This window comes from Piscinibacter sp. PDB5-1 (genome assembly GCF_056676035.1).
On sequence record NZ_JBWVZL010000002.1, the window covers coordinates 1,000,805 to 1,026,719 of the forward strand.

General features: G+C 69.0%; 27 protein-coding genes. 15 read left to right on the forward strand and 12 right to left on the reverse strand.

What is annotated here, in order from left to right; translation table 11 throughout:
* The first annotated feature begins 91 nt into the window (after positions 1 to 91).
* From atzF to AC1KAT_RS11960, 12 genes are all read left to right on the forward strand, one after another.
* On the forward strand, positions 92 to 1,951 hold the full coding sequence (gene atzF, locus AC1KAT_RS11905; protein WP_480326087.1) for an allophanate hydrolase: 1,860 nt from the start codon (positions 92 to 94) through the stop codon (positions 1,949 to 1,951).
* A gap of 57 nt (positions 1,952 to 2,008) precedes the next feature.
* Complete coding sequence (locus AC1KAT_RS11910; protein ID WP_480326089.1) at positions 2,009 to 3,034, forward strand: ABC transporter substrate-binding protein; 1,026 nt, start codon at positions 2,009 to 2,011, stop codon at positions 3,032 to 3,034.
* Positions 3,035 to 3,039: 5 nt separating this feature from the next.
* Positions 3,040 to 3,888 carry an ABC transporter permease gene (locus AC1KAT_RS11915; protein WP_480326091.1) on the forward strand — a complete coding sequence of 283 codons (849 nt, stop codon included), beginning with the start codon at positions 3,040 to 3,042 and terminating at the stop codon, positions 3,886 to 3,888.
* Positions 3,885 to 4,706, forward strand: a complete 822-nt coding sequence (locus AC1KAT_RS11920; protein WP_480326093.1) for an ABC transporter ATP-binding protein — start codon at positions 3,885 to 3,887, stop codon at positions 4,704 to 4,706. The genes AC1KAT_RS11915 and AC1KAT_RS11920 overlap by 4 nt, the downstream gene beginning before the upstream one ends.
* A 62-nt stretch (positions 4,707 to 4,768) precedes the next feature.
* Positions 4,769 to 5,017, forward strand: a complete 249-nt coding sequence (locus tag AC1KAT_RS11925; RefSeq protein ID WP_480326095.1) for a DUF4089 domain-containing protein — start codon at positions 4,769 to 4,771, stop codon at positions 5,015 to 5,017.
* 20 nt (positions 5,018 to 5,037) lie between these two features.
* Complete coding sequence (locus tag AC1KAT_RS11930) at positions 5,038 to 6,423, forward strand: AtzE family amidohydrolase (RefSeq protein ID WP_480326097.1); 1,386 nt, start codon at positions 5,038 to 5,040, stop codon at positions 6,421 to 6,423.
* Positions 6,424 to 6,626: 203 nt separating this feature from the next.
* Positions 6,627 to 7,001: an oxalurate catabolism protein HpxZ gene (gene hpxZ, locus AC1KAT_RS11935; protein WP_480326099.1), complete on the forward strand. Its 375-nt coding sequence runs from the start codon at positions 6,627 to 6,629 to the stop codon at positions 6,999 to 7,001.
* Positions 6,998 to 7,741 (forward strand): GntR family transcriptional regulator, encoded by a 744-nt coding sequence (locus AC1KAT_RS11940; protein WP_480326101.1) that lies wholly within the window; start codon positions 6,998 to 7,000, stop codon positions 7,739 to 7,741. Before hpxZ ends, AC1KAT_RS11940 begins: the two co-directional genes overlap by 4 nt.
* Positions 7,742 to 7,920: 179 nt before the next feature.
* Positions 7,921 to 8,880 carry a FecR family protein gene (locus AC1KAT_RS11945; RefSeq protein WP_480326103.1) on the forward strand — a complete coding sequence of 320 codons (960 nt, stop codon included), beginning with the start codon at positions 7,921 to 7,923 and terminating at the stop codon, positions 8,878 to 8,880.
* 33 nt (positions 8,881 to 8,913) lie between these two features.
* On the forward strand, positions 8,914 to 9,786 hold the full coding sequence (locus AC1KAT_RS11950) for a Tll0287-like domain-containing protein (protein WP_480326105.1): 873 nt from the start codon (positions 8,914 to 8,916) through the stop codon (positions 9,784 to 9,786).
* 8 nt (positions 9,787 to 9,794) lie between these two features.
* Positions 9,795 to 10,298, forward strand: coding sequence for a DUF2059 domain-containing protein (locus AC1KAT_RS11955; protein WP_480326107.1), 504 nt, complete (start codon positions 9,795 to 9,797; stop codon positions 10,296 to 10,298).
* A gap of 217 nt (positions 10,299 to 10,515) precedes the next feature.
* Complete coding sequence (locus tag AC1KAT_RS11960) at positions 10,516 to 11,934, forward strand: serine/threonine-protein kinase (protein WP_480326109.1); 1,419 nt, start codon at positions 10,516 to 10,518, stop codon at positions 11,932 to 11,934.
* Here AC1KAT_RS11960 and AC1KAT_RS11965 read toward each other — a convergent pair.
* The 5 genes from AC1KAT_RS11965 to AC1KAT_RS11985 all read right to left on the reverse strand — a co-directional run bounded on the left by AC1KAT_RS11965 (position 11,923) and on the right by AC1KAT_RS11985 (position 15,406).
* Positions 11,923 to 12,567, reverse strand: a complete 645-nt coding sequence (locus AC1KAT_RS11965) for a PEP-CTERM sorting domain-containing protein (protein WP_480326111.1) — start codon at positions 12,565 to 12,567, stop codon at positions 11,923 to 11,925. The genes AC1KAT_RS11960 and AC1KAT_RS11965 overlap by 12 nt on opposite strands.
* Positions 12,564 to 13,262 carry a PEP-CTERM sorting domain-containing protein gene (locus AC1KAT_RS11970; protein WP_480326113.1) on the reverse strand — a complete coding sequence of 233 codons (699 nt, stop codon included), beginning with the start codon at positions 13,260 to 13,262 and terminating at the stop codon, positions 12,564 to 12,566. The genes AC1KAT_RS11965 and AC1KAT_RS11970 overlap by 4 nt, the downstream gene beginning before the upstream one ends.
* Positions 13,263 to 13,329: 67 nt before the next feature.
* Positions 13,330 to 14,154 carry a hypothetical protein gene (locus AC1KAT_RS11975; RefSeq protein WP_480326115.1) on the reverse strand — a complete coding sequence of 275 codons (825 nt, stop codon included), beginning with the start codon at positions 14,152 to 14,154 and terminating at the stop codon, positions 13,330 to 13,332.
* A 39-nt stretch (positions 14,155 to 14,193) separates the two neighbouring features.
* Positions 14,194 to 14,901: a hypothetical protein gene (locus tag AC1KAT_RS11980; RefSeq protein ID WP_480326117.1), complete on the reverse strand. Its 708-nt coding sequence runs from the start codon at positions 14,899 to 14,901 to the stop codon at positions 14,194 to 14,196.
* A 358-nt stretch (positions 14,902 to 15,259) separates the two neighbouring features.
* Positions 15,260 to 15,406, reverse strand: a complete 147-nt coding sequence (locus AC1KAT_RS11985) for a hypothetical protein (protein WP_480326119.1) — start codon at positions 15,404 to 15,406, stop codon at positions 15,260 to 15,262.
* On the opposite strand from AC1KAT_RS11985, the gene AC1KAT_RS11990 reads away from it, so the two are divergent.
* The 3 genes from AC1KAT_RS11990 (at position 15,405) to AC1KAT_RS12000 (ending at position 18,058) form a co-directional block, all read left to right on the forward strand.
* Positions 15,405 to 15,803: a cache domain-containing protein gene (locus AC1KAT_RS11990; RefSeq protein WP_480326121.1), complete on the forward strand. Its 399-nt coding sequence runs from the start codon at positions 15,405 to 15,407 to the stop codon at positions 15,801 to 15,803. The genes AC1KAT_RS11985 and AC1KAT_RS11990 overlap by 2 nt on opposite strands.
* A 287-nt stretch (positions 15,804 to 16,090) precedes the next feature.
* Complete coding sequence (locus AC1KAT_RS11995) at positions 16,091 to 17,065, forward strand: hypothetical protein (protein WP_480326123.1); 975 nt, start codon at positions 16,091 to 16,093, stop codon at positions 17,063 to 17,065.
* A gap of 102 nt (positions 17,066 to 17,167) precedes the next feature.
* The gene (locus AC1KAT_RS12000) at positions 17,168 to 18,058 is read left to right on the forward strand and encodes a hypothetical protein (RefSeq protein ID WP_480326125.1); all 891 of its coding nucleotides are present in this window, start codon (positions 17,168 to 17,170) and stop codon (positions 18,056 to 18,058) included.
* A 152-nt stretch (positions 18,059 to 18,210) separates the two neighbouring features.
* Here AC1KAT_RS12000 and AC1KAT_RS12005 read toward each other — a convergent pair whose 3' ends face one another.
* From AC1KAT_RS12005 to AC1KAT_RS12035, 7 genes are all read right to left on the reverse strand, one after another.
* On the reverse strand, positions 18,211 to 18,777 hold the full coding sequence (locus tag AC1KAT_RS12005) for an NnrU family protein (RefSeq protein ID WP_480326127.1): 567 nt from the start codon (positions 18,775 to 18,777) through the stop codon (positions 18,211 to 18,213).
* 64 nt (positions 18,778 to 18,841) lie between these two features.
* Positions 18,842 to 19,510 (reverse strand): cysteine hydrolase family protein, encoded by a 669-nt coding sequence (locus AC1KAT_RS12010; protein WP_480326129.1) that lies wholly within the window; start codon positions 19,508 to 19,510, stop codon positions 18,842 to 18,844.
* Positions 19,511 to 19,696: 186 nt separating this feature from the next.
* The gene (locus AC1KAT_RS12015) at positions 19,697 to 21,265 is read right to left on the reverse strand and encodes an ABC transporter ATP-binding protein (RefSeq protein WP_480326131.1); all 1,569 of its coding nucleotides are present in this window, start codon (positions 21,263 to 21,265) and stop codon (positions 19,697 to 19,699) included.
* A 439-nt stretch (positions 21,266 to 21,704) separates the two neighbouring features.
* A complete protein-coding gene (biuH, locus tag AC1KAT_RS12020) occupies positions 21,705 to 22,400 on the reverse strand; it encodes a biuret amidohydrolase (RefSeq protein ID WP_480326133.1) in 696 nt (231 codons plus the stop codon).
* 39 nt (positions 22,401 to 22,439) lie between these two features.
* Positions 22,440 to 23,363, reverse strand: coding sequence for an ABC transporter permease (locus tag AC1KAT_RS12025; protein WP_480326135.1), 924 nt, complete (start codon positions 23,361 to 23,363; stop codon positions 22,440 to 22,442).
* On the reverse strand, positions 23,360 to 24,568 hold the full coding sequence (locus tag AC1KAT_RS12030) for an ABC transporter permease (protein ID WP_480326137.1): 1,209 nt from the start codon (positions 24,566 to 24,568) through the stop codon (positions 23,360 to 23,362). Before AC1KAT_RS12030 ends, AC1KAT_RS12025 begins: the two co-directional genes overlap by 4 nt.
* 131 nt (positions 24,569 to 24,699) lie before the next feature.
* The gene (locus AC1KAT_RS12035; RefSeq protein ID WP_480326139.1) at positions 24,700 to 25,818 is read right to left on the reverse strand and encodes a BMP family ABC transporter substrate-binding protein; all 1,119 of its coding nucleotides are present in this window, start codon (positions 25,816 to 25,818) and stop codon (positions 24,700 to 24,702) included.
* Between the last annotated feature and the right edge of the window lie 97 nt (positions 25,819 to 25,915).

The window sequence follows — 25,915 nt, forward strand, 5'->3', positions numbered from 1 at the left end:
CCCGGCGACCGGTGACGCCGGTCACCCGTCTTCCAGTCGCGCCCCGATCGCCTGGCACGCATACTGCAACGCATCTTGCATACAAGATCGCATGCACAACGTCAGGGCGAAACACATGGTCAACGAGCTGCGTACGCTGGGGGAAATCCGCCAAGCCTTGCTGAACGGCACCACCACGGTGCGCACCTTGGTGGCGCGTGCGCTCGACCCCGGCTCGCTCGCACCGGGCGCGTGGATCAGCCAGTTCCCTGCATCGCAACTGCTCGCCACCGCCGATCAGCTCGACGCGCGCCTGCGGGCTGGCGATGCCGCCGCGCTGCTGGCCGCGCAGCCGCTGTACGGCGTGCCCTTTGCCGTGAAGGACAACATCGACGTCGCCGGCCTGCCCACCACGGCTGCCTGCGCGGGCTGGGCGCACGGCCCGGCCACCGCGCATGCGCACGCGGTGCAGAAGCTGGTGGACGCCGGCGCCGTGCCCATCGGCAAGACCAACCTCGACCAGTTCGCCACCGGCCTGGTCGGCACGCGTTCGCCCTACGGCCGCGTGCCCTGCGCCTTCAGCGATGCGCACGTCAGCGGCGGCTCCAGCTCGGGCTCGGCCTACGTGGTGGCGACCGGCCAGGTGCCCTTCGCGCTGGGCACCGACACCGCCGGCTCGGGCCGCGTGCCGGCCGGCTTCAACCACATCGTCGGGCTGAAGCCGACGCCGGGGCGCGTGGGCACCACGGGCGTGCTGCCGGCCTGCCGCAGCATCGATTGCGTGTCGATCTTCGCGTTGACGGTCGAAGACGCGGCCGAGCTGCTGGCCGTCGTCGAAGGGCCGGACGAGGCCGACGACTACAGCGACTTCCGCCCCGGCCCCGCCCACTGGCCGCGCACCTTGCGCATCGGCGTGCCGGCGCAACCGGTGTTCCACGGCAACGCGGCCTACGCGGCGGCCTTCGAGCGTGCACTGGCACATGCGCGCGGGCTCGACCACACGCTGGTGCCCATCGACTTCGCGCCGCTGCACGCCACCGCCGAGCTGCTGTACGGCGGCCCGTGGGTGGCCGAGCGCCATGCGGTCGTGCAAGCGCTGATGGACGAAGCGCCCGAGCGGCTCGACCCGACCGTGCGGCGCGTCATCGAGCCGGCCACGCACATGAGCGCGACCGAGGCGTTTCGCGGCCAGTACCGCCTGCGCGCGGCGCAGCGCCAGGCCGCTCGGCTGTGGGACGAGGTCGATGTGCTGCTCGTGCCCACCGCACCCACGCACCCGAGCTTCGCCGAGGTCGAGGCCGACCCCATCGGCGCCAATGCGCAGCTCGGGCAGTACACCAACTTCGTCAACCTGCTGGGCTGGGCCGCGCTGGCGCTGCCCTTCGGCTTCGTGGACGGCGGCCTGCCCTTCGGCGTGAGCTTCATCGCCCCGGGCGGGGCCGACGCGGCGCTGGTGCGCTTCGGGCTCGCGTGGCAACACAGCCTCGCGCTGCCGCTGGGTGCGCTGGCGCCGGCCACCGCCGTGCCCCCGGTCGCACCCGCCCCCCGCCGCTCGCCGGCGAGCGAGCCGACGCTGCCGCTGGTCGTGGTGGGCGCGCACCTGAGCGGGCTGCCACTCAACGGCCAGCTCACCGAACGCGGCGCAACCTTCGTCGAGGCCACGTTCACCGGCCCGAACTACAAGCTCTTCGCCCTGCCCGGCACCGTGCCGCCCAAGCCGGGCCTGCAACGGGTCGAGACCGGCGGCGTGTCGATCGCCGTCGAGGTGTGGGCGATGCCGCTGTCGCAGGTCGGGTCGTTTCTCGCGCTGATCCCCGCGCCGCTGGGCCTGGGCAGCCTGACGCTGGCCGACGGCCGCTCGGTGCACGGCTTCGTGTGCGAAGCCATCGCGCTGGGCGCCGCCGAAGACATCTCGATGTACGGCGGCTGGCGCAACTACCTCGCGGCGATGCGCGCGGCCACGCCGGCCTGAGCGCGGCCACCCCTCAACCCCTTCGTCACCCGACGTGTTTCACCCTGGAGTCTTTCGATGAGCACCCGTCCCCACACCTCGCCGACCGCCCCCTTGCCCGACGCCCGGCGTCGCCGCATCGTCACCGCTGCCGCCGCAGGCGGTGCCTTCGCCGCACTGGGCGCACCGGCCTTCGTGCGGGCGCAGGCCGGGCCGAAGATCCGCATCGGCTACTGGCCCATCGCGGCGGGCCTGCCCTTCTACGCGGCCATCGAACTGGGCTACTTCAAGGAAGCCGGCCTCGACGTGGAGCCGCTCAAGTTCGCCGGCGCGCAGCAGGTGATGGAGGCCGTGCTGTCGGGCCGCGCCGATGGCACGGCCAACGGCACGGGGTCGGCCAACATCGCCATCGGCGAGATCGCGGCGCCGGGCACCTTCAAGATCTTCGCGTCGAACCCGAGCAACGCGAAGAACGTGCTCGACCAGTTCCTGGTGCCGGCGGCCAGCCCCATCAAGGCCATCAGCGAGCTGAAGGGCAAGCGCATCGGTTCGGGCCCGGGCATCCAGAACGTCACGCTGTGCAAGACCGTTCTCGAACGCGCGGGCGCCACCGGCAACACGGTGGTCGAGCTGCCGATCGCGCAGCACGTGGCGGCGCTCGCGGCCGGGCAGCTCGACGCCTGCTACACGCTCGAACCCACCGGCACCGTGGGCCGCCTGAACGGCAGCACGCGCATGCTCGAAGGCGGTGTGATCGCCAAGTACATCCTCGGCGATCCGCTGGCGCCGTGGTTCGGCGGCTCGGCCTCGCTCAGTGCCGAGTTCATCAAGAAGTACCCGGCCGAAGCCAAGAAGTACATCGCGGCCTATGCCAAGGGCATTGCGCTCATCCGCAGCAAGCCCGACGAGGCGCGCAAGTTCATGAAGGGCTACACCGCCATCGAAGGCCCGCTGACCGGCGAGGTGCCGCTGCCGGCCTACATGCTCTACAACGAGTTCAAGCCGGCCGACGTGGCGCACTTCCAGAAGTTCTTCGACCTGTTCGCCGAGAAGGGCATCTTCTCGTCGCGGCTGATGGTCGATTCGATGCTCTACAAGGGGTGAGCGCGATGACGACCACCCCGTCTGCGGTGGCCGCCCCGGCCGCACCGCCCAAACCCTGGTCGCCGAGCGCGGGCCAGCCGCCCGTCGCCGCGAGCCGCAAGGCGAACTGGGGCCGGGCGCTGCCCTTCGTCGGGCCGGTCGTCCTGTTCATCGTGTGGGACCTGGTCGTGCGCCTGGGCTTCATCAAGGCGATCTTGCTGCCACCGCCCTCGGCGGCGCTGGGGGCGCTGCTGAGCGGCCTGGCCGGCGGGCCGCTGCTGACCGACTTCGCGGTGACGGTGTGGCGCACGGTGCAGGCCTTCGTGATCGCCGCGGCGGTGGGCATGCCGCTGGGCGTGCTGCTGGGCAGTTCAGAGAAGGCCTACCGCAGCGTCGAGTTCCTGATCGACTTCTTCCGGTCCACGCCTTCGTCGGCGCTGATTCCCTTGTTCCTGATGATCTTCGGCGTGTCGGACATCAACAAGGTCGCCATCGCCGCTTTCGGCGCGATGCTGATCGTGGTGTTCAACAGCGCCTACGGGGTCATCAACGCACGCAAGCAGCGCGTGATGGCGGCCAAGGTGATGGGCGCCTCGCGCTGGCAGGTCTTCAAGGACGTGCTGCTGTGGGAAAGCCTGCAGCCGAGCTTCGTGGGGCTGCGCTCGGCGGTGTCGATGGCGCTGGTGATCGTCATCGTGGCCGAGATGTTCATCGGCGCCGACAGCGGCCTGGGCAACCGCATCATCAATGCGCAGCAGGTGATGAACGTGCGCGACATGTACGCGTCCATCCTCGCCGCCGGCGCCCTGGGCTATGCCCTCAACGTGCTCTTCCTTTTGCTGGAACGGCGCATCGTTCACTGGAGTGGCAGATGAGTGCAGTCTTGAACGGCCCTGTCTACGCCGATGTGCCCACCCCGAAGTTCGAACCTGGCCCGGCCGGCACGCACATCACGATCCGCGGGCTGACGAAGTACTTCGCGGGCTGGCCGCTGTACGAGAACTTCGACCTCGACATCCCCAAGGGCAAGATCGTCTCGGTGTTCGGCCCCAACGGCTGCGGCAAGTCCACGCTGATCAACATGATCGCGGGGCTGATCCCGATCGACGCGGGCGAGATCCTGTTCGATGGCAAGTCGCTCAAAGACACCAAGATCGGCTACGTCTTCCAGAACTACCGCGAGGCGATGTTTCCGTGGCTGCGCACCATCGACAACATCGCCTACCCGCTCAAGCTCGAAGGCAAGAGCAAGGCCGAGGTGGACCGCCGCGTGGAAGAACTCGTCGCCTCGTTCGACGTGAAGTTCGACCTCAAGCGTTACCCCTACGAGCTGTCGGGCGGCCAGCAGCAGACGGCCTCGATCATGCGGGCGCTGGCACCCCGGCCCGAAGTGCTGTTTCTCGACGAGCCCTTCTCGGCGCTCGATTTCGAGATGACACTGTTCATCCGCGAGAAGCTGCAAGAGGTGTTCATGCAGACCGGCACCACGATGCTGCTGGTGTCGCACGACCTCGAAGAGGCGGTCTACCTCGCCGACCAGGTGCTGTTGTTGACCAAGCGGCCGACCAAGGTGGCCGAAATCTTGCATTACGCCGATGCCCGCCCCCGTACCGTGGCGACGCTCTCGGAGCCCAGCTTCGTCGACACCAAGAAGCTGAGCCTCGAGATCTTCCAGCGGGAGGTGCGGCGCTAGAACGTTGCGCGCGCCGCAGCCCGACGGGATGTGGGGCGCGACAAGCAGGGAGCCGTTGCCAGATGACCGCCGAGTCTTCAGAGTCCGCCGAACGCGCCGTCACCCTCGCCTACGTGCGCGGGGCGGCGGCGTTCTTGAACCTGCCCTTGTCAGACGAACGCGCCGGGCGCGTCGCCGAACACCTGGCGCGCACGCGCGCGCTCGCGGCGCTGTTGCAGGCCGTGCCGATGGCGGCCGACGCCGAGCCGGCAGAGATCTTCCGGCCCGCCCCCTTCCCGGCCGACGACCCCGGCACCCCGCCCGCGGCATGAACGTCAAGGAAGCAGCGAACATGATCACCGGCCTCAACATCGTTCGCGCAGTGCACAGCGGCGAGTTGCTGGCCGAAGAGGCGCTCGAACATTGCATCGCGCGCATCGAGGTGACCGACCCGCGCGTCAACGCCTTCACCGACGGCTGCTTCGAGCGCGCCATCCGCGAGGCGCAGGCCATCGACCAGCGGCGCGCCCGCGGCGAGGCCCTGCCGCCGCTGGCCGGCCTGCCGTACGCGGTGAAGAACCTGTTCGACATCGAGGGCCTCACCACCCGGGCCGGCAGCAAGCTGCGCGTGGGCCAGCCCGCCGCGCGCGAAGACGCGGTGCTGGTGCAGCGCATGCGCGCCGCCGGCGCCGTGCTGGTGGGCGCGCTCAACATGGACGAGTTCGCGTACGGCTTCACCACCGAGAACTCGCACGTCGGCCCCTGCCGCAACCCACGCGACATGCGGCGCACGGCGGGGGGATCATCGGGCGGTTGCGGCGCGGCCGTGGCGGCGGGCCAGGTGCCGGTGACGCTGGGGTCCGACACCAACGGCTCCATCCGCGTGCCCTCGTCGCTGTGCGGCGTGTGGGGCCTGAAGCCGACCTTCGGGCGGCTGTCGCGGCGCGGCAGTTTTCCCTTCGTGGCGAGCATCGACCACCTCGGCCCCTTCGCGCGCACGGTCGAAGACCTGGCGGCGAGCTACGACGCCCTGCAAGGGCCCGACCCGCTGGACCCGGGTTGTTTTGCCACGCGGGTGCAGCCCACGCTGGGGCACATCGGCCAGGGGATCGCCGGCTTGCGCATCGGGGCGCTGGGCGGCTACTTCGACGAGCACGCGGGTCCGTCGGCCCGCAAGGCGCTGGCGATTGCCGCCGAGGTGCTGCGCGCGACGCCGGGCGTCGAGTGGCCCGACGCGAAGCTCGCGCGCGCCGCCGCCTTCATCACCACCGCCAGCGAAGGCGGCGCGCTGCACCTGCCCACGCTGCGCGAGCGCATGGGCGACTTCGAGCCGCTGTCGGTGGACCGCTTCATCGCCGGCGCCCTGCAGCCGGCCGAGTGGTACGTGCGGGCGCAGCGCTTCCGGCGCCTCTACCGCGACCGGGTGCTGGCGCTCTTCGGCCAATGGGACGTGCTGCTCGCACCCGCCACGCCGGCGCCGGCGCATGTGATCGGCGCCGAGACCTTCGAGCTGAACGGCGTCGAGGTGCCCGCGCGGCCCTCGGTGGGCTTGCTGACGCAGCCGATCTCGTACGCCGGCTGCCCGGTGGTGGCCGCCCCGCTGTGGCCCGACGGCGCCAACCGGCTGCCGCTGGGCGTGCAGGTGATCGCCGCCCCGTGGCGCGAAGACCTCGCGCTGCGCGTGGCGCGCGCGCTGGAAGCCAGCGGCGTGGCCGTGGCGCCGGTGGCGACGATATGAATCGTGCCCTCTGCGTGGCGGGGCTTCGACAGGCTCAGCCCGAACGGATTCGTGGGTCGGGCCCGAGATTCAACGCCAAGGTCGCAAAGGCGCAAAGACGCAAAGGAATCCCGTCTTTCCTTGCGTCTTTGCGTTGAAAAGACCTTCGCATGTTCCACCCCGTTCGGCCTGAGCCGGTCGAAGCCCCGCCCGCTCATCGCACCATGCACATCAACCTTCCCCACATCCTCGAAGAAGTCACCGTCGCCTTCCAGCGCTACGAGCAGGCGCTGGTGAGCAACGACGTCGCCACGCTCGACGAACTGTTCTGGGACAGCCCGCACACGCTGCGTTATGGCGCGACCGAGAACCTGTACGGCTACGGCGCGATCCGCGACTTTCGGGCGGCCCGCCCCGCCACTGGCCTGGCGCGCACGCTGTTGCGCACACAGATCACGACCTACGGTGAAGACTTCGCCACCGCGAACGTCGAGTTCCAACGCCACGGCAGCGAGCGCGTGGGTCGCCAGTCGCAGACCTGGATGCGCACCGCCGACGGCTGGCGCGTCGTGGCCGCACATGTAAGCTTGATGGGATGAAACCCCAGGCGAAGAAAGCCACCCGCGCGCCCGGCGCGAAGACCCGCGTGACACCCGCCGCCGACCCCCGCTCGCTGACGCGCGCCGAAGAGGCCTACCGGCGCATCAAGGCCGCCATCTTCGACTTCGTGCTGCTGCCCGGCGAGGGCTTCACCGAGAGCGACATCGCCGACCGCCTGGGCATGTCGCGCACGCCGGTGCGCGAGGCGCTGTTCCGGCTCGAACTCGAAGGCTATGTGAAGGTGGCCTTTCGCAGCGGCTGGAGCGTCGCGCCCTTCGACTTCCGCCGCCTCGAAGAGCTGTACGACCTGCGCGTGCTGCTCGAATGCGCCGCCGTCGATCGCCTGTGCACCGCCGAGCCGATGCCCGACCTGGGCCTGCTGAAGGCCATTTGGCTGGTGCCCGACAAAGAGCGAAAGACCGACGCGACCGAGGTCGCTGCGCTCGACGAGGCCTTCCATTCGACGCTGGTGGCAGCCACCGGCAACCTCGAAATGGCGCGCGTGCACGCCGACGTGACCGACGGCATCCGCATCGTGCGCCGGCTCGACTTCACGCAGCCACCGCGCGTGTCGGCCACCTACGACGAGCACGCGAAGATCCTGCGGGCCGTGCTCGCACGCCGCGCCGACCCGGCCAAGCTGCTGCTGCGCACGCACATCGAGGCCAGCAAGGCCGAGGTGCGCAAGATCACCATCCACAAGCTGCACAGCGCCAAGCCGGTCGCCGCCGAGCTTTAGGCGACGCGCGGCACCGCCGATGCAGCGCCCTGCCCCGGTGTCAAAGGTCATCTTGGGGGGCCAACGCGGCGGTGCCAGCCGCTATCCTTCGCGCCTCGCGTGACGGGCCACCGCCCGCGTGCGAACCCAGCGACCCAACGCGGGCCGATCCGGCCCCACCACCGCGTGAGAAGGCAGCCATGAGTCGAACGACAGCGGGTCGAACCGCGGCCCCCACAGCGACGCCCGCCCCGGCCCTGACACCCTGGCGCTGGGGTTTCACGCTGGTCGGCGCGCTGCTGGGCACGGTCGCCGGCGTGCTGCTGCCGGCCGCGGCCAGCCGCGCCGCGCCCCCGGTCGCGGTGGTCACCATCGTCGATGGCCAGGCGCTGCTGGTGCGCGACGCCGGCAAGCACGCGCTGGCCGAAGGCGTGCGCCTGGCAGCCGACGACATCGTCGAGACCGGGCCGCAAGACCGGCTGCTGCGCATCGAATTCAACGACGGGCACGTGCTCGACCTCGGGCCCGACTCGCGCGCCCTGCTCGCCCCCAAGCTGCCCACCGCGCGCAGCAAGACCGCCCCCACCGCCTACCTGCTGCAGGGCTGGGCCAAGTGGTCGGCGCTCAAGCCCGGCACGCCCGGCGCGCTGCTGTCGCCGCAGCTCGACGCCACCGCGCTGACCGGCCGCACGGTCATGGCGGTGCAGCCCGACGGCAGCCATGTCTTCGTCGAACAGGGCGAGGCCACGCTGATCGACCGGCGCGGCGGCAAGCCGCAGGCGGCGGTGACGGTGAAGAACGAGCAGTTCTTCGCGGCCGTGGGCAGCGACAAGGCCAGCGTGGCCTCGCGGCCGACGGCGGCGTTCATCCAGCGGCTACCGCGGCCGTTTCTCGACACCCTGCCGGCGCGCGCCGAGCTGTTCAAGGGCAAGGACGTGGCGCCCAAGCGCCTGGCCGACATCGCTTATGCCGACGTGAAAGCTTGGCTTGCATCCGAACCGGCCCTTCGACCCGTCTTCGTGACACGGTGGCGCGCACAGGCCAAGCAGGCGGACTTCCGCAAGGGCCTGCTGGCCAATCTGCCGGCCCACCCCGAGTGGGACCGCGTGCTGCACCCCGAGAAGTACGAACCCAAGCCCCGGCCGGCCTCCGGCTACTGAGAACCCGATCACCGCCACCGAAAGAAGGCCCGCATGAAGCTGTTGCTGAAGTTCAACCTCGTGTTTCTCGTCGTGTTCGCCATCGGGCTCGGCATTTCGGGCTACGTGGCCCGCACGCTGCTGCAGCAGGGCGCGCGCGACGAAGTCGTGGACCGCGCCCGCATCCTGATGGACAACGCACTGGCGGTCAGCTCGTACACCGCGACGCAGGTCGCGCCGTTGCTGCAGACGCAGATGACCTACACCTTCCTGCCACAGTCGGTGCCGGCGTATTCGGCCTCCGAGGTGCTGAACGCGCTGCGCGCCAAGCACCCCGAGTACGCCTACAAGCCGGCGATGCTGAACCCGACCAACCCGCGCGACCGCGCGCAGGACTGGGAGGAAGACATCATTTCGCAGTTCCGCCAGTCGCCCGACAGCAAAGAGTTCATCGGCCAGCGCAGCACGCCGGCCGGCCCCTCGCTCTACATCGCCCGCCCGATCAGCCTGACCAACGGCGCCTGCCTGCGCTGCCACAGCACGGTCGAGGCCGCACCCAAGCCGCTGGTCGAGAAGTACGGCCCGGCCAACGGCTTCGGCTGGCAGCTGAACGAGGTGCTCGGCGCGCAGGTCGTGTCGGTGCCGATGTCGGTGCCGCTGGAACGCGCAGACAAGGCCTTCACCGTGGTGATGGGCCTGCTGGCCGGCGTGTTCTTGCTGATCGGCCTGGCGCTCAACCTGATGCTGTGGAAGCTGGTGATCCAGCCGGTGAGCAAGCTCTCGGGCCTGGCCGACCGCGTGAGCCTGGGCGAGCTGGACGCGCCCGAGTTCGCCACCCGCTCGAAAGACGAGATCGGCACCCTGGCCGAGTCGTTCAGCCGCATGCGCAAGAGCCTGGTGCATGCGATGAAGATGCTCGACGCTTGAGGACGGCCATGCTGAAGAAGATCGCCGCCACCGCGCTGTGCCTGCTGGCGCTGTGCGTCCACGGGCCGGCAGCCGCCGAGCCGGCCTCGCGTGCGTCCATCGAGCGGCTGTTCTCGCTGCTCGACATGAAGAAGATGATGGACGCGGCCTACGCGCAAACCGAGCCGATGGTGCAGAAGATGGCCAACGAAGTGCCGCCTGAGCAGCGCGAGCAGTTCCGACGGCACTTCGACCGCATGCAGGTCGTGGTGCGCGAAGAACTGGGCTGGGACGCGTTGAAGCAGCCCATCATCGACGCCTACTCGCGGGTGTATTCGCAGGAAGAGATCGACCAGCTCACCGCCTTCTATGCCTCGCCCGTGGGGCAGAAGATGATCGCCAAGACGCCCGAGCTGATGCGCGTGACGCAGGAGCTGGTCATGGGCCGCATGGAGGCGATGATGGGTCGCATGAAAGAGATCGAGCGCGAGATGAAGGCCGAAGCCGAACGGCAAGGCAGCTCGAAGCGCTGAAGCCGGGCGGACCGCGCTGCATCCAAGACGGCGCCCGGTGCGTCAAAGGGGTGAGGCGGCCCCACGAGGGCGGCGCAGCGTGCAAAACCGCGCACAAGGCGGGTTGCTACGCGTCGCGCCCAGGTGACAAGGCGCGCCGCAGCCGGCTGGGCGCAGCGACAATTCGTTGCACCGCCCACGCCGCCCCCCGTGCGTGACACCGACTTCGACCGCGCCCATGGCCCACCCCACGCAACTCGGCAAGTACCCGATCACCGGCATCCTCGGCGAGGGTGCGATGGGGGTCGTCTACAAGTCGGTGGACCCGGTCATCCAGCGGCCGGTGGCGATCAAGACCATCCACAAGCAGCTGATCGGCGACGACCGCTCGGGCACCTCGGCTGCGGCGCGCTTTCGCAACGAGGCGCAGGCCGTGGGGCGGCTGTCGCACCCGGGCATCGTCAACATCTACGAGTACGGCGAAGACGACACCACCGCCTACATCGCGATGGAGCTCGTGCAGGGCCGCACACTGGGCGAAATCCTCAACACCAGCCCGAAGCTGCCCGAGGCCGACATCCTGTCGATCATGGACCAGCTGCTGGCCGCGCTCGACTGCGCGCACCACCACGGCGTGTGGCACCGCGACATCAAGCCAGCCAACCTGATCGTCACGCCCTCGGGGCAGTTGAAGGTCACCGACTTCGGCATCGCGCGCATCGAGTCGGTGGCGCTGACGCGGGTCACCTCGACCATCGGCACGCCGGGCTACATGGCGCCCGAGCAGTACGTGGGCGAAGGGCTCGACCACCGCATCGACATCTTCGCGGCCGGCGTGCTGCTGTACCGCATGCTCACCGGCGAGCAGCCCTTCGCGGGCTCGGTCGAGTCGGTGATGTACCAGATCCTCAACAAAGAGCCGGTGCCGCCGAGCCAGGCGATGAGCGGGCGCCCGGCCTTCTACGACAGCATCGTCGCCAAGGCGCTGGCCAAGCGGCCCGAACACCGGTTCGCCAGCGCGGCGCAGTTCCGTGCGGCGCTGGTGCAGCGCAGTTCGGCACTGACCGACGACGAGGCGCAGACGACCATCATCGCCGCGCCGGTGAAACCGGGCGAGGCGGCCCCGGGCGCATCGCCGGCCACCGCGCCGACGCACCCCTCGACGCTGCCCACGGGCTGGGACGCGAACACGCTCACGCAGATCGAGCGCGCCCTCGCCTCGTTCGTCGGCCCGATGGCCCGCGTGATGGTGCGCCAGGCCGCCAAGACCTGCCTCGACTTCAACACGCTCGCCCACGCGCTCGGCCAGCAGCTGGGCAATGACCGCGACCGCCATGCCTTCGAGACCAAGCTCTCGGTGGTGAAGACGGGCATGACGAGCAGCGGCCGCACGCACCCGTCCAGCGCGCCGACGCCCACGGCGGGCTCGGCCGGCCGCACGGGCGCACCCGCACCCGGTGACCGCCCGATCGACGAGGCCACGCTGGCGCATGCGCGGCAGGTGCTGGTGTCGCGCCTCGGGCCCATCGCGGGCGTGATCGTCAAGAAGACCGCAAGCCGCGCCACCGGCCAAGAGCAGTTTTTCCAGCTGCTGGCCGCCGAAGTGGACCCGGCCGAGCGCGATGCGCTGCTGAAAGCCTTGCGTTCACACGGCTGAGCGGCGTCGCGCCCGCATCCGCCGCTCACCGCCCAGCGCGGCCAGGCCTCCCAACAGCAAGGCCCAGGTGCCGGGCTCCGGTGCGGGCGTCGAGGGGGCATCGAAGCGCAGCGTGGACAAGGGGCCGGCGCCGGTTTCCTGGTGACCTCCGAAGCTGAAGGTCGAAGCCGCGATGTTCACCGGACCGGGGTGGAAGGTGCGGAAGTCCAGCCCGTCCACCAAGCCGCCGGGCGTGCTCACGAGGGTCAGGCTGCCACCGAACCACACGCCGGAGGTGATGCGCACCTCTTGCCGGTCGGCATGGTTGTAGACGGCGAAGCGGTGCGGCTCTTCGCTCGGATAGAACGGCCAGGCGGTGCTGCCGTGGCGAAACTGGAGCGAGGCACTCCCCACGGGCATCCACCACTCAGTGTGGTGGGGGCCGACATCGGTGTACGCAGGGTCGGGCGTGGCATCGAGGTCGATGCTGAAGATGCCGTCGAACGGCCGGTGGTCGTAGCTGCCGCCCGCACTCGCGCCGCTGGCGAAGCCGGCGAAGCTGCCCGAGACCACGATGGCCTCGGCGCGCAGGCCACTCAGGGCCAGCACCAGCAGGCCACCGAGCAGCACCGCGAGGCGGCGCGCGGCGTTCATGCGGCGTCCTCTTCGCGCTCGGAGCCGCGCCCATGGCCCTCGTGCTGGCGCCGCCAGTACACCGCAGCCAGGCCGGCGATCAGCAACAGGCCCACGGCGGGCTCGGGCACGGGCGTGGCGATGGGATCGAAGCGCAACTCGTGCAGGCGCCCGACAGCGCCGTAGCGGTTGGAGCCGAAGTTCAGGCTGGACCGCCGCAGCACCACATCGCCCGGGTGCAGGCTGAGGGGGTCTTCGCCGTCGGCAAACGCGCCCGCTGCGCCGGCGATCGTCAACGACACCGAGGTGAAGGCCATGTCCGAGGCGATGAGATGGACCAGCTGTCGATCGGGCCGGTCGGTGAGCAAGACCCACATCGACAGGTCCTGACCGAAGCGGGCGCGGTAGGTGCCATGGTCCACCTCCAGCCACAAGGCCCCCACCTGCGGCGCGACCCACGCGGTCCGGTCCGGGCTGCTGAAGATGCTTTCCACGTCAGGCACCAGGTCGTCCACCTCGAACGAAAAACCGCCGGTGAACGGCGCGTTGTTGAAGGTCAGTGCCCAGTTGTGGCCGCTCGCCAGGCCCGAAAAGCTGCCGCTGACCACCACCGCTTCGGCGCGTGGCGACGGTGTGAGCAGCGCCACAGCGAGCAAGACGCCCGCGAACGCGCGCCAGCAACGCGCCCCCTGCCCTTGAGAAACAAGCTTGTTCATGACAGCACCTCGTCAAGGTCGCATCCAGATGAGCCAGCGCCATGGCGGCCGCGCACTTCGCTTCCCGTCACGCCTGGGGCGGGCCGCGCCAGCCGCTCATGCCGAGCTCCAGCGGCATGGGCTCGGTCTCGATGCGGCGCATGTGCCGGGCGACCGAGGCCCGCTGCCGGCGTGACCGCGCATGCAACAGGTACGGCCGCGGCCGTGACGGCGCCGCCGGGGGCGCCACGTCGTCCGGTTTCGCGTGGCGGCGGCGCAGGTGCACGATCAGTCCGCCCAGGCCGACCAGGGTGGTGATCCACACCGCCGGCTCCGGCACGGGCGTGGTCACGGCATCGAAGCGCACGCTCGCCAGGCGGACGTCGGCGCCGCTGTAGCGGTCGGCGAAATAGCCGAAGGACGAACCCGCCACGTCCACCGGGCCGGCATGGAAGCTGTCGAGGTCATTGCCAAAGGCGAAGGCGCCCGGCGCACCGACCAGCGACAGGGTCGCGTTGTAGTACGGGTGGTACGCGCCATTGGCGGCGAGCACCACCTCCTGGCGGTCCGGGCCGTTCGAGAGGGTGATGAACGACCAGGAATCGTCATCACCGAAGCGCATGTCGCGCCCGAACACGTTCAGCGAGATCACGACACCGCCCGGCGCCAGGTAGCGGATGGCACCCGACTCTTCGACATAGCTGTCTTGCGGCTGCACGGCCACGTCCACCGTGAAGCGGCCGTGCACCGGCGAGCCTTCCCACACCGACGGGTCGCTGCCATACATGCGCACGTTGTGCGCGGTGCCGATGAAGCTGCCGTGCACGGGCAGCGCCCACGCCGGCAAGGCGCCAGCGAGCCCGCAAAGCAGCAGCGCGGCGCGGACGACGCGGCGGAGGATGGTGTTGTTCATGGGACCTCCGCGTGCGTGGGGTGCTTCAGTCGGGGTGCGTCACACCGTTGGCCGTGTGGCGCGGGACGCCGCCACACGGCGGCCCAGCACGGCCCCCAGACCGACCAGCAGCGCCAGCCACACGGGCGCCTCTGGCACGGCCGTGACCGGGGGGGTGTCGAGCCGCACCTGCGTGAAGCGGAAGTCGGCGTAGAAGTCGGTTGGCCCATGGGGGCTGGCCGAGCGCGCATTGCCACGCGAGCGCAGCAGATCGACGGGCGCCAGGCGCAGCGTGTCGAGGTTCAGTTCGCGCCAGGCGCCGGTTTCTTCGTCCACCACGGGACGGCCGGGAAAGAAGTCGCCGACGAGCGCGAGGAAGGCCCCGTAGTAGCTGCCCATGTTCAAGAAGATCGTCTCGTCGTCACCGTTCTGCGAGAACGACAGCGAGGCGGCCAGACCTGGCAGTTCGAAGCGCCGATCGCCCACGGTCAGGTCGAGAAAGGCCGCCTCCTCCGAGAGCGGCCAATAGAGCCCGGTCGCCTCACCCTGCGTCGGTTCGAACAGCGACGTGTCGAAAGCAAACCGGCCCGAAGTGGCCACGTTGTCGAAGACCTCATAGCGCTCCTGCGTCCAGTCGTACTGGCGACCCGAGGCCAGGCCGGTGAACTCTCCCCGCACGACCACGGCCCACGCGGATGGCTGGCTCGCCAGCACGGCCAGCAGCAGCAGCAGGCATCGGCTCAACCAGCGGGAGGTCGGCGTGAGCATGGGGGACTCCGAAGCGCGGGGTCACAACAGTAGGCGTCATGCGGCAGCGCGTCAAAGTGCCTCCCTTGCCGCGCAAGGGGTACCCGGTGGCAATAACCACGGCGTCCTCTCGGTGCCGTGTCGCGAGGGTTTCAAGTGTTTCCACACGCAAGAGTGATCGGTTATGCGAAATCTGGCGGATACCATGCGCGCCGCACTGCAACATGAGTTTCTTTGCGGCGCGGTCCCGGCTCACGAGGAGTGTTCGCTTCCTCTCACGAAAAACATCGTCTCTTCGATGTTTTGAAAGCAAGGTGGCATGTCATCGACATGCACCTACCCGACCCGTGCTGCACCCGAGCATGGGGTTTCATGGAGATCATCGAAACCCCGTCATATAACCCTTGTTTCCATCCGGAAATACCGGGTTTCGTTCGCCGATTTGCTCGGCGATATTCAAAAGGTGATAGGAGGTAATGAATATGAAGAAGAATTTGATCGCTGCTGCTGTCTTGTCCGCCGTCATGGCAGTGCCCGCATTCGCCAGCACGCAAGGCAGCGCGGCCGAAGCCAAGGCCATGCTGCAGAAGGTGGTCAGCTCGCTGAAGGCCGACAAGTCGAAGACGCTGGGTCAGATCTCGCTGGGCGAAAACGGCTTCCGTGACCGCGACCTGTATCCGTTCTGCGGCGGCCCCGACGGCAACTTCACCGCCCACCCGCAACTGGCCGGCAAGAGCATGAAGACGATCAAGGGCAACGACGGCGAGCCCCTCGGCATGCGCCTGTACGAGTCGGCCAAGGAAGGCGAGATCAACGAGATCGAATACAAGTGGCCGAAGCCCGGCAGCAAGGACCCGGTCACCAAGGTCAGCTACGTGACCAAGGTGGGCGATCAGGTCTGCGCGGTCGGCTTCTACAAGTGAACTGAACCGCAGCGTCGCTCGGCGACGCGCTGGTGACCCCCGCGACGCCGAAGGCGGTCGGTGTCGCAGACGAAGCCGCTCGGGCCCCAAGGGCCCGGGCGGCTTCGTCGTTTTTGCGGTCACGGATGGGCGCCGCACAAACGGATCGGCCGGGGCGAGGCCGCGTGCTGGCCCCTTGGCAAGCGTGCGATCCCTTAACCCGATTTCGGTATTGGGACCGCGCACCGGCTCACCTACAAAGACTGGCCCCAACCCGAGGCATCAACAACGATTACCGGAGACTCACCATGCAGAAGTTCCTGTCGAAACTGTGGGCCTGCGCTTTCGCGCTGGCCGCGGCGGCCAGCGCCCACGCCGACACCCTCGTGTCGCCCACCGTCCTCAAATCGACCGAGCGCGGCCTGTTCATGACCAACGGCCGCTACTTCACGGCTGGGGCCGACGGCGTGTTCGAGGTCAAGCGCACGGCCGACAACGGCACGCATTGCAAGCTCGACCCCAGTTCGGGCTACACGGCCTGCCGCCTGGCCCTGCCCAAGATCGGCACCGAGACCTGCACCTTCTCGGGCATGACGACCGACAACACCTACCTCTACGCCGTGTGCCTGGTGGCCGACCCGACGCCGCTGCTCGGCGCCGCGCTGCCGCCCAAGAAGGCGGCGCTGTTCCGAATCAGGCCCGGGACCAGTGCCGCCGCCGAGGTGAAGGTCAAGCCCTTCGCCACGCCGGTCTTCTACAACGGCATGGCCATGCTCGACAGCAACACGATCTTGATGACGCCCTCGGTGCTGCTGGGCCAGTCGGCCATCGTCAAGCTGCGCATCACCAACCACAGCACGCTCGACCACACGCTGGCCGAATGGCTGCCGGGCTCGCCGCTGTACCTCTTCCCGAACGGCATCAAGCTCAGCGACGGCCACCTGTACTTCGTGGGCGGCCAGAACCTGTGGCGCATCCACATCAAGAGCGACGGCACGCCGGCCCTGCCCGTGCTGCTGTTCCAGACCACGGTCAACCAGGTGCTGGACGACCTCACCGTGCGCGGCGACTTCGTCGCGGTGTGCGAGCTTGGCATCGTCAACGGCCTGGGCCTGAACGCGATCACGCTGGTTCACAAGACCGGCGCGGGCGTGCCGGTGAGGCTGTGGACGGGCATGACGCAACTGAGCGGCCTGCAGGTGGACCCCGGCACCTTCGGCACGCCGGGCGCGTTCATCGCGACGAGCTTCTTCCAGGGCGGCGTGCACCGCTACTTCTACTGACGGACGCGGCCCGGCCGGCCTCGCTGCCGGCCGGGCGCTTCCGTGCCCGTTCGACGAGAACGGCGCTTCATCCCATCCATGAACCCTCAGGAGACACGCACCATGCGCATCCGATCCCTCGCACGCGCCGCACTCGCGCTCGCCCTCACCGCTGCGGCCACCTGGGCCTCGGCCCAGACCAGCTTCACCACCACCTACCGCGGCGGCAGCAGCTCGACCTGCGGCACCACCTACAGCATCCAGGGCAAGGAGCCCGTCGGCGCGGGCCGCTACCCGGTGTTCGTCTACATCGGCGGCACCGGCGAGCCCTACACCAGCGCCTGGGCACAGTCGGCCATCGACGAGGCCGTGTCGCGCGGCTATGTGGCCGCGACTGTCGAATACGCCAACGCCAGCTTCGGCAGCTGCTCAACCATCAGCTCGCGCGCCCGCTGCATCTTCAATGCGGCCAACAGCAACTCAGCCGTGGCCAAGCTGTGCGCCCGCGCCAAGGCCGACTGTTCCAAGGGCGTGGTGACCGGCGGCCTGAGCCAGGGCTCGATCATCTCGGTGCTTTCGCGCAACTACGACAGCCGCGTGCGCGCCTCGTTCGGCCAAGGCACGGGCACCGGCTACACGGTGGCCTACAACCTCTCGAGCTGCATGACCGCCGGCCGCTACACGCAGTCGCCCGACCGCGTGCGCATCATCAACGGCGAGGGCGACCTGTTCGTGGGCGGCAGCGAGTCCATCGCACGCGCCTCGGCCGAGCGCGTGACCGGCCTCAACTGCACCGGTCGCCAGTCGTGCTTCCGCAGCAACGGCTCGGGCTGGTACATCGTCAAGCACTACGAGGTGCTGGACCTGTTCGCCGACCACTGCTTCATGGGCTACGGCGGCACGGCCATCGCGCAATGCGCTGGCATCGCGCTGAGCGACGCCAACTACGTGCTCGGCAACAACCAATGGGGCGTCAAGGCCTCGGTGAACTTCCTCAAGGGCTTCACCGATTGAGGCTCATCGACCCATCGCTTGGACGGACCCGAGCCTCTGACAGGCTCGACCTGTAGCGATGCAGCGCGTGCCCATCCGGTTCGCGCTGTTCGACGCGCCGCCGCTGGCCACTCGCCAGTGGCGGCTTCGTCGTTGCGCACCTGGCGAGGAAGTCAGCGCGGCGAGACGCCGATCAACACCTGGTGCAACCACAGCAGCGTGACGACATAGAGCGCGAGCCCGCCGACGACGACGATCACATCGTTCAGCTTCGACGCCGGTGCACCTGGCACCGGCCGCGGCGTGCGGCGCTTGAGCGAGATGCGGTCGGCCACGGCCCACGCGAAAAAGCCGCCGAAGAGCAGCACATCGGCCAGGCTGCCATTGACCAGCAAGTGCGCCAGCGCCCACAGCTTCACGGCGATCAGCATCGGGTGCTTGGTCGCGGTCTTGATGCGCCCTGGCAGGTACGCCGCCAGCAGCAGCGGAAACACCGGCAGCAACAGCAGCCACGCCACATGGCGCATCCACATGGGCGAGGCCCACAGCCACAGCGGCTGCTCGCGCGCCTGGCCGTAGCCGACGACGATCAGCACCAGGCCGATGGCCGCGATGACCGAGTACAGCCCCTTCCACGCCTTCTCGTTGCGCGCCGCCCGCGCGTCGCGCCAGGCCGGTGCCACGATGGACACCGAATGCACGCCGAGAAACAGAACCAGCCCCAGCACCAACCACGTCATGTGTCACCTCGTTGTCTGCCTGCCCCGGGTCGAGGCGCGCGGCAGTGTACGGGCCTGCGCCGGGTCAGCGCGATGACACGGCTTCGCGAAAAGCGGCCAGCGTGGTCGTCCAACCGACGATGCCGCCCTGCGCGCGGATCATCGCCAGCGCCGATTCCTTGAACTCGGGGAAGTACGAGCCCGTGGCCTCTTCGACGATCAGGCATTCGTAGCCCCGGTCGTTGGCCTCGCGCATGGTCGTTTGCACGCAGACTTCGGTGGTCACGCCGCCGAAGACCAGATGCGTGATGCCCTTGGCCTGGAGCACGTCGCCCAGTTCGGTCGCATAGAACGCGCCCTTGCCCGGCTTGGCGATCACCACGTCGCCAGCCTGCGGCTGCAGCGCGGGCACGAAGTCGGCACCCGGTTCGCCGTCGATCAGGATGCGCCCCATCGCCCCCGGGTCGCCGATGCGCAAGCTGGGCTTGCCCCGCTGCAGCTTCGCGGGCGGGCAGTCGCTCAGGTCGGGCCGGTGACATTCCTTCGTGTGCACGATCAGCACGCCAGCGTCCCGGCACATTGCGATCAGCTCGGCGGCTGCGGGCACCACCGGTTCGAGCAGCGACACGTCGTTGCCGAGCGTCGCCCCGAAGCCCCCGTGCTCGATGAAGTCGCGCTGCATGTCGATCATCACGAGCGCGGTGCGGCGTGGTTCGAACTCGAAGGCGTTGGGTTGGGCGTCGAGGGTGATCATGGTGGGGTCTCGGTGCGAGGGGTCGGTGGCATGCGTCGGTGTTTTCAACGCAAAGGCGCCAAGAACGCAAAGTACGCAAAGAAAGAAAAGCTGTGGGTGTTTCTTGGCGTCTTTGCGTTCTTGGCGCCTTTGCGTTGAATCTCGTCCCACACCCCCGACCTCATTCGACGGCCGAGGTGCCACCCGTCAATGCCCACTGCCGCCCATGAACGCCCCCAGCGCATTGCGGTCGGCCGTGCGTGCATCGGCCTCGTGCACGACGCGGCCTTCGCTCATCACCGCGATGCGGTCCGACAGGGCGAGCAGCTCGTCGAGGTCTTCGCTGATGAGCAGCACCGCGCCGCCGCGGTTGCGCACGTCCATCAACCGTTGGTGAATCTCGGCGACCGCGGCGAAGTCGAGCCCGAAGACCGGGTTCGACACGATCAGCACCTCGGCCTCGTCGCTCAGCTCACGCGCCAGCACCGCGCGCTGCACGTTGCCGCCGCTGAGCGATCGGATCGGCGCCAGCTCGCCGCGTGTCTTCACGCCGAACTCGGCGATCAGCTGGCGGGCGCGCTCGCGCAGCACGCGTCCGCGCAGCCAGCCCAGGCGCGACGCGGGGGCGGTGTCGAAGCTGCGCAGGCCGATGTTGTCGGCCACGCTCATGTCGCCAACGCAGGCGTTGCGCAGCGGTTCTTCGGGCAGCGCGCGCACCTTGAGCCGCCGGTTCTGCGTGCGGGTGCCGGTGTAGCGCTCGCGCCGCTCGCCCAGGCCGACCCAGACCTCGCCCGACACGCGCCGGCGCTGGCCCACCAGCGACTCGGCGAACTCGCGCTGGCCGTTGCCCGAGACGCCGGCCACGCCGACGATCTCGCCCGCGCGCACGGTGAGGCTGAGCGCATCGACGGCCACCGAGCCGCGGTCGCCATCGGCCGTCAGCGCATTCACTTCGAGCCGGATCGGCCCCGGCACGCGCTCGCTGCGTTGCGGCGCGGCGAACTCGCGCTGCGCGTCGTCGGCGCCGCCGACCATCTCGGTGGCGAGCTGCTGCGGGTCGGTGTCTTTCACCGCATGCGAGGCCACGAGCCGGCCCTTGCGCAGCACGCTCACGTCGTCGGCATAGGCCGTCACTTCGCGGAACTTGTGGGTGATGAGGATGATGGTGCAGTCGCCCGCATGCGCCCGGTCGCGCAGCAGGCCCAGCACCTCGTCGGCCTCTTGCGGCGTGAGCACCGAGGTCGGCTCGTCGAGGATCAAAAGGCGCGGCTTCAGCAGCAACTGCTTGAGGATTTCGAGCTTCTGCTTCTGCCCCGCCGACAGGTCTTGCGGCGTGGCGTCGAGGTCCAGCCGGAACGGCGTGGTCTGCATGAACGCCGCCAGCTCGGCGCGTGCCGCCTTCCAGTCGATCACCGCCGGCAGGTGGCCGCGCGCTAGCAGCAGGTTCTCGGCCACCGTCATGCCCGGCACCACGGTGAAGTGCTGGTAGACCATGCCGATGCCCAGGTCACGCGCGATCACCGGCGTGGCGATGTCATGCTCGCGCTCGTCGATCAGCACGCTGCCCTCTTCGGCCTTTTGATAGCCGACCACGCACTTGACCAACGTGCTCTTGCCCGCCCCGTTTTCACCCAGCAGCGCATGCACGGTGCCCGGTCGCACATGCAGCGACACGCCGTCGAGCGCGGTGAACGCCCCGAAGCGCTTGGTGAGTTGGTAGGTGCTGAGGGCCAGCGCGCCTTCGAGGCGGGGGACGGGGTCGAGGGGGGCGGTCATGCAAATCCTCCGCAAAACCCAGCCGACGCGAAGCGAGGCGAAAGTGTGGGCCCCGTCGGAGGCGTCGAGAAGCGCAGGGCTTGAGGGCGGCGCGCGTGAGCGCGCATCAACTTCTGACTTCGCAGACTGTCCGAGTCGCAGTGACCGGAGGGAACGGAGCGAGTTGTCTGCGACTCGCCCTCAAGACCGAGCATCGCAGAGCAGTCCCGCGCAGCGGGACCGCCGGAGCCGGGTCGCCTTTCTTTGCTTCCTTTCTTTGGCGAGACAAAGAAAGGAAGTGCGCTGCCGGGCGCACAACCCGGCGCCGACTCCCGCGTGCGGAAGAAAGAACCCACAAGCCAACAGCGGTGCCAGCACTTCGACAAGCCCAGTCCGAACGGAATCCGCGCGCAGTCACGAGCACCGCCGGCACGCACTGCAAGGCAACGACCCCAGCCACTCATCCCGCCACCCCCTCGATCACCGCCCGCGAATCCGACACCGCGCCGAACACCCCACCCTGCATCGTCACCATCTTCAGCGCCGCATGGTGGTTGCCGATGTCGGTCGCCGCCGTGCAGTCCGACAGGATCAGGCACTCGTAGCCCCGGTCGTTCGCATCGCGCATCGTCGTGTGCACGCACACGTCGGTCGTGATGCCGGTGAGGATCAGGTTGCGGATGCCCCGCGTCTTCAGCACCAGGTCGAAGTCGGTCGCGTAGAAGCTGCCCTTGCCCGGCTTGTCGATCACCGCTTCGCCGGGCAAAGGCGCCAGCTCGGGAATGATTTCCCAGCCCGGCTCACCGCGCGTCAGGATGCGCCCGCAGGGCCCCATGTCGCCGATGCCGATGCCGTCGGTGCCGATCTGCCGCGAGCGCCAGCGCTTGTTGGCCGGCAGGTCCGACAGGTCGGGCTTGTGGCCTTCACGCGTGTGGATGAGCGGGTAGCCTGCCTGGCGCATCGCGGCGAACAGCCGCTTCAGCGGCTCGATGGGTGCGCGCGTGAGCGAGATGTCGTAGCCCATCTTGTCCACGTAGCCGCCGATGCCGCAGAAGTCGATCTGCATGTCGATGACGACCAGCGCGGTGTTGGCGGGCGACATCTCGCCGTCGAAGGGCCAGCGGTACGGTTCGGCAGCGATGTAGCGCTTGGACATGCAGGGTCTCCGCGAAAGGGTCGGCCGATGCGCGCGAGGTCAGCGCGTGACGCCCAGCTCGGTCGGCATGCCCTTGAGGCTGCGCGTGGGCGAGCAGGTCCACAGCAAGATGGCCAGCGTCAGCACGTAGGGCACGGCATTGAAAAGGTAGTAGCCGCTGCTGATGCCCACCGACTGCAACGCGGGGCCCAGCGCCCCGGCGCCGCCGAACAGCAGCGCCGCGCCCAGGCAGCGCCAGGGGCTCCAGCGCGCAAAGATCACCAGGGCCACGGCGATCAGGCCCTGGCCGCTGCTGAGGCCTTCGTTCCAGCTGCCGGGGTAGTGCAGCGACAGCGAGGCGCCGCCCAGCCCGGCGATGAAGCCGCCGACGACGGTCGCCACGATGCGGATGCCATTGACCGAATAGCCCAGCGCCTTGGCCGCGTCGCTCGAATCACCGGCCATGCGCAGCACCAGGCCGAAGCGCGTGGCCTTGAAGCCCCAGGCGAGCAAAGCCGCCAGCAGCACGCCCAGCGGAAACAGCGCGTTGATCTGCAGCGCCGAGCGGATCTGCGCCGAGTCGCTCCAGTCGCCGAGGTTGATCGACGGGATCTGCGGCGCCTGCGGCTGGATCAGCCCCTTGCCCAGGTAGAACGCGAGCCCGGTGCCGAGCAGCATCAAGGCGATGCCTGTGGCGATGTCGTTCACCCGCGGCAGCGAGCACACGAGGCCATGCAAGAGCGCCAGCAAGGCGCCGCACAGGCCGGCGAGCACGACGCCCAGCCACACGTTGCCCGTGAGGTACGAGCCCCCGAAGCCGGCCATGGCCGAAAAAACCAGCACGCCTTCGAGCCCGAGGTTGATGCGGCCGGCTTTCTCGGTGATGCACTCGCCCAGGCTCACCAGCAGGAAGGGCGTGCCCACGCGGATCGCCCCGCCGAGCACGGCCACCAGCACGTTGAGGAAGATTTCGGTGCTGGTCATGTCGCGCCCCCGGGGATGGCGCCGCCGACGTTGGGCCGCGTCGGGTTGGCCGCTGCGCTGACGGGCGCCGCAGCAGGCGGGGCCACCGCAACGGCGATGGGCTCAGGCGGTGTCGCGGGGCTTGTCGGTGTCGGCGCGACCGGCGCCAGGGCCGCCGGCGCCACGCCCGGCTTGATCAGCTTGCCCCGCAGCGCCTCGCTCGCCAGGATCAGCAAGAACGCAAAGCCCTGCAGCACCAGCACCGAGGCGTCGGGCACGTCCATGCGCCGTTGCAGCAGGCTGCCCGCCGCACCGAAGCCACCGAAGAGCACCGCCACCGGCATCACCAGCCACGGGTTGTGGCGCGCCACGAAGGCCACGAGGATGCCCGTGTAACCCAGCCCCGCGATCAGCGACGCGTTGGCGCTGGTGTGCACCGCCACCACCTCGATGCCGCCCGCCAGCCCCGCGCACGCGCCGCCGATGGCGCAGGCCGCGATGATGATCTTCGGGCTGGGCAGGCCCACCAGCAGCGCCGAGCGCGCGTTGCCGCCGACGATGCGCGTCGCAAAGCCCGAGGTCGTGAAGAAGAGCCACAGCCCGAGCAGCACGCAGGCCACGATGCCGAAGGCCAGGCCCCAGTGGATGTCGCTGCCCGCCATGCCGCCGATCAGCAGCGGCTCGGCCAGCGGCCGCGTCGAGGGCTTGTTCAGGCTGGCCGGGTCGCGCATCGGCCCTTCGACGAAGTGCTTGAACAGCGCGATGGCGGTGTAGGCCAGCAGCAGGCTGCTGATGGTCTCGTTGACGCCGCGGTACTGGCGCAGCCACCCGACCAGCGCGATCCACAAGGCGCCCATCGCCGCGGCTGCGGCCAGCACCAGCGCCGTGCCGAAGGCGTTGTCAGGCGGCATGAAGATGTAGGGGAGGCCGGCACACGCCAGCCCCCCCAACACCAGGGCCCCCTCGCCCCCAATCACCACCAGGCCCGCACGCGCCGGAATGGCCACGCACAGCGCCGTCAACATCAGCGGCGCAGCGCGCTGCAAGCTGTTCTGCCACGAGAACCAATCGCCGAACGCGCCCTTGAAGAGCAGGGTCCAGGCCTCGATGGGGCTCTTGCCTCCGGCCGCGATGAAGGCACCGAACAAGAGCAGGGCGCCGGCCATGGCCAGCACCAGCAGGAGCACGGATTCGAGCGCTTCGGCGCTGCGGGTCGAAAGTGCCATGGACGACCTCGGATATCAAACGCCCAGCGACAACGCAGGCGGGATCAAGCAACGACCTCCCGCCGGGCCGCCCCGAGGGACGGCCGGCGCCCCTTGGGGGCAGGAGCAAAGCGCCTGGGGGGCCCACATGACTAGGCCTTGCCCACCACGCCTTCGACGAGGTAGTTCATGCCTTCGAGCGCCAGGTCGGTCTGCTTCAGCGTGGTGCCGGCGGCGATGACCGTCTTGCCGGTGTTGTCCTTCAGCGGGCCCTTGAAGATGTCGAAGCTGCCGGCCAGCATCTTGGCCTTCACCTCGTCGGCGTTCTTCTTGCCGGCGGCGCTGACGGCCGGGCCGTAGGGCGAGGGCTTCACGAAGCCGTCTTTCAAGCCACCGCGCACGAAGTTCGGGTGCGGCTTGCCGCTGCGGGCCGCGTCGATGATGGTCTTGTAGGCGGTGACCCAGTTCCACTCGGCGCCGGTCAGGTAGGCCTGCGGCGCGAGCTTGGCCTGGCTCGCGTGGTAGCCGCAGACGAACTTGCCGCGCTTGGCCGCGGTCTCGACGATGACCTTCGGGCCATCGACGTGCATGGTGAACACGTCCACACCTTGGTCGGCCAGGCTGTTGGTGGCCTCGGCCTCTTTGACGGCCATCGACCAGTCGCCGGTGAAGATGACGGTGCAGGTGATCGACGGGTCCACCGAGCGCGCGCCCATCGTGAAGGCGTTGATGTTGCGCAGCACCTGCGGAATGGGCTTGGCCGCGACGAAGCCGATCTTCTTGCTCTTGGTGGTGTGGCCGGCGACGACGCCGTTGAGGTACTGCGCCTCGTCGATGTAGCCGAAGAACGAACCGGTGTTCTTGGGGTGCTTGGCTTCGCTCCACAGCCCGCCGCAGTGGGCGAAACGCACCGTCGGGTTCTTGCCCGCGATGGCCAGCATGTGCGGGTCGAAGTAGCCGAAGGACGTGGGGAAGAGCAGCGTCGCGCCGTCTTGCGAAATCATGCCCTGCATGGTCTTTTGCACGGCGGTGGTCTCGGGGACGTTCTCTTCCTCGACGACCTTGATGCCCGGCATCTTCTTCAGCAGCGCCACCGATTCGGCCTGCGCCTGGTTGTAGCCGTAGTCGTCGCGCGGGCCGACGTAGATCACGCCCACGGTGATCGGCGCCTGCGCCTGCGCCAGCGTGCCCACGCCACCCAAAGCCGCGGTGGCCCCGGCCGCGCCCAGGCCCTTGAGTACGTCACGCCGCTTGAAATCTGCTCCTGCCATCGCTCCGCTCCTGTGGATTTGCTGGTTGTGAGGGCGTTCGCACAAGCTGTGCCTGGAGGCATGCCCGTTCTCGGGGCGCTTGCGGACACCTTCTTGT

Excerpts from the sequence above, each read along its gene's own strand:
- atzF (WP_480326087.1), top strand. The coding sequence starts at position 92 with ATGCACAACGTCAGGGCGAAACACATGGTCAACGAGCTGCGTACGCTG.
- AC1KAT_RS11910 (WP_480326089.1), top strand. The coding sequence starts at position 2,009 with ATGAGCACCCGTCCCCACACCTCGCCGACCGCCCCCTTGCCCGACGCC.
- AC1KAT_RS11915 (WP_480326091.1), top strand. The coding sequence starts at position 3,040 with ATGACGACCACCCCGTCTGCGGTGGCCGCCCCGGCCGCACCGCCCAAA.
- AC1KAT_RS11920 (WP_480326093.1), top strand. The coding sequence starts at position 3,885 with ATGAGTGCAGTCTTGAACGGCCCTGTCTACGCCGATGTGCCCACCCCG.
- AC1KAT_RS11925 (WP_480326095.1), top strand. The coding sequence starts at position 4,769 with ATGACCGCCGAGTCTTCAGAGTCCGCCGAACGCGCCGTCACCCTCGCC.
- AC1KAT_RS11930 (WP_480326097.1), top strand. The coding sequence starts at position 5,038 with ATGATCACCGGCCTCAACATCGTTCGCGCAGTGCACAGCGGCGAGTTG.
- hpxZ (WP_480326099.1), top strand. The coding sequence starts at position 6,627 with ATGCACATCAACCTTCCCCACATCCTCGAAGAAGTCACCGTCGCCTTC.
- AC1KAT_RS11940 (WP_480326101.1), top strand. The coding sequence starts at position 6,998 with ATGAAACCCCAGGCGAAGAAAGCCACCCGCGCGCCCGGCGCGAAGACC.
- AC1KAT_RS11945 (WP_480326103.1), top strand. The coding sequence starts at position 7,921 with ATGAGTCGAACGACAGCGGGTCGAACCGCGGCCCCCACAGCGACGCCC.
- AC1KAT_RS11950 (WP_480326105.1), top strand. The coding sequence starts at position 8,914 with ATGAAGCTGTTGCTGAAGTTCAACCTCGTGTTTCTCGTCGTGTTCGCC.
- AC1KAT_RS11955 (WP_480326107.1), top strand. The coding sequence starts at position 9,795 with ATGCTGAAGAAGATCGCCGCCACCGCGCTGTGCCTGCTGGCGCTGTGC.
- AC1KAT_RS11960 (WP_480326109.1), top strand. The coding sequence starts at position 10,516 with ATGGCCCACCCCACGCAACTCGGCAAGTACCCGATCACCGGCATCCTC.
- AC1KAT_RS11965 (WP_480326111.1), bottom strand. The coding sequence starts at position 12,567 with ATGAACGCCGCGCGCCGCCTCGCGGTGCTGCTCGGTGGCCTGCTGGTG.
- AC1KAT_RS11970 (WP_480326113.1), bottom strand. The coding sequence starts at position 13,262 with ATGAACAAGCTTGTTTCTCAAGGGCAGGGGGCGCGTTGCTGGCGCGCG.
- AC1KAT_RS11975 (WP_480326115.1), bottom strand. The coding sequence starts at position 14,154 with ATGAACAACACCATCCTCCGCCGCGTCGTCCGCGCCGCGCTGCTGCTT.
- AC1KAT_RS11980 (WP_480326117.1), bottom strand. The coding sequence starts at position 14,901 with ATGCTCACGCCGACCTCCCGCTGGTTGAGCCGATGCCTGCTGCTGCTG.
- AC1KAT_RS11990 (WP_480326121.1), top strand. The coding sequence starts at position 15,405 with ATGGCAGTGCCCGCATTCGCCAGCACGCAAGGCAGCGCGGCCGAAGCC.
- AC1KAT_RS11985 (WP_480326119.1), bottom strand. The coding sequence starts at position 15,406 with ATGACGGCGGACAAGACAGCAGCAGCGATCAAATTCTTCTTCATATTC.
- AC1KAT_RS11995 (WP_480326123.1), top strand. The coding sequence starts at position 16,091 with ATGCAGAAGTTCCTGTCGAAACTGTGGGCCTGCGCTTTCGCGCTGGCC.
- AC1KAT_RS12000 (WP_480326125.1), top strand. The coding sequence starts at position 17,168 with ATGCGCATCCGATCCCTCGCACGCGCCGCACTCGCGCTCGCCCTCACC.
- AC1KAT_RS12005 (WP_480326127.1), bottom strand. The coding sequence starts at position 18,777 with ATGACGTGGTTGGTGCTGGGGCTGGTTCTGTTTCTCGGCGTGCATTCG.
- AC1KAT_RS12010 (WP_480326129.1), bottom strand. The coding sequence starts at position 19,510 with ATGATCACCCTCGACGCCCAACCCAACGCCTTCGAGTTCGAACCACGC.
- AC1KAT_RS12015 (WP_480326131.1), bottom strand. The coding sequence starts at position 21,265 with ATGACCGCCCCCCTCGACCCCGTCCCCCGCCTCGAAGGCGCGCTGGCC.
- biuH (WP_480326133.1), bottom strand. The coding sequence starts at position 22,400 with ATGTCCAAGCGCTACATCGCTGCCGAACCGTACCGCTGGCCCTTCGAC.
- AC1KAT_RS12025 (WP_480326135.1), bottom strand. The coding sequence starts at position 23,363 with ATGACCAGCACCGAAATCTTCCTCAACGTGCTGGTGGCCGTGCTCGGC.
- AC1KAT_RS12030 (WP_480326137.1), bottom strand. The coding sequence starts at position 24,568 with ATGGCACTTTCGACCCGCAGCGCCGAAGCGCTCGAATCCGTGCTCCTG.
- AC1KAT_RS12035 (WP_480326139.1), bottom strand. The coding sequence starts at position 25,818 with ATGGCAGGAGCAGATTTCAAGCGGCGTGACGTACTCAAGGGCCTGGGC.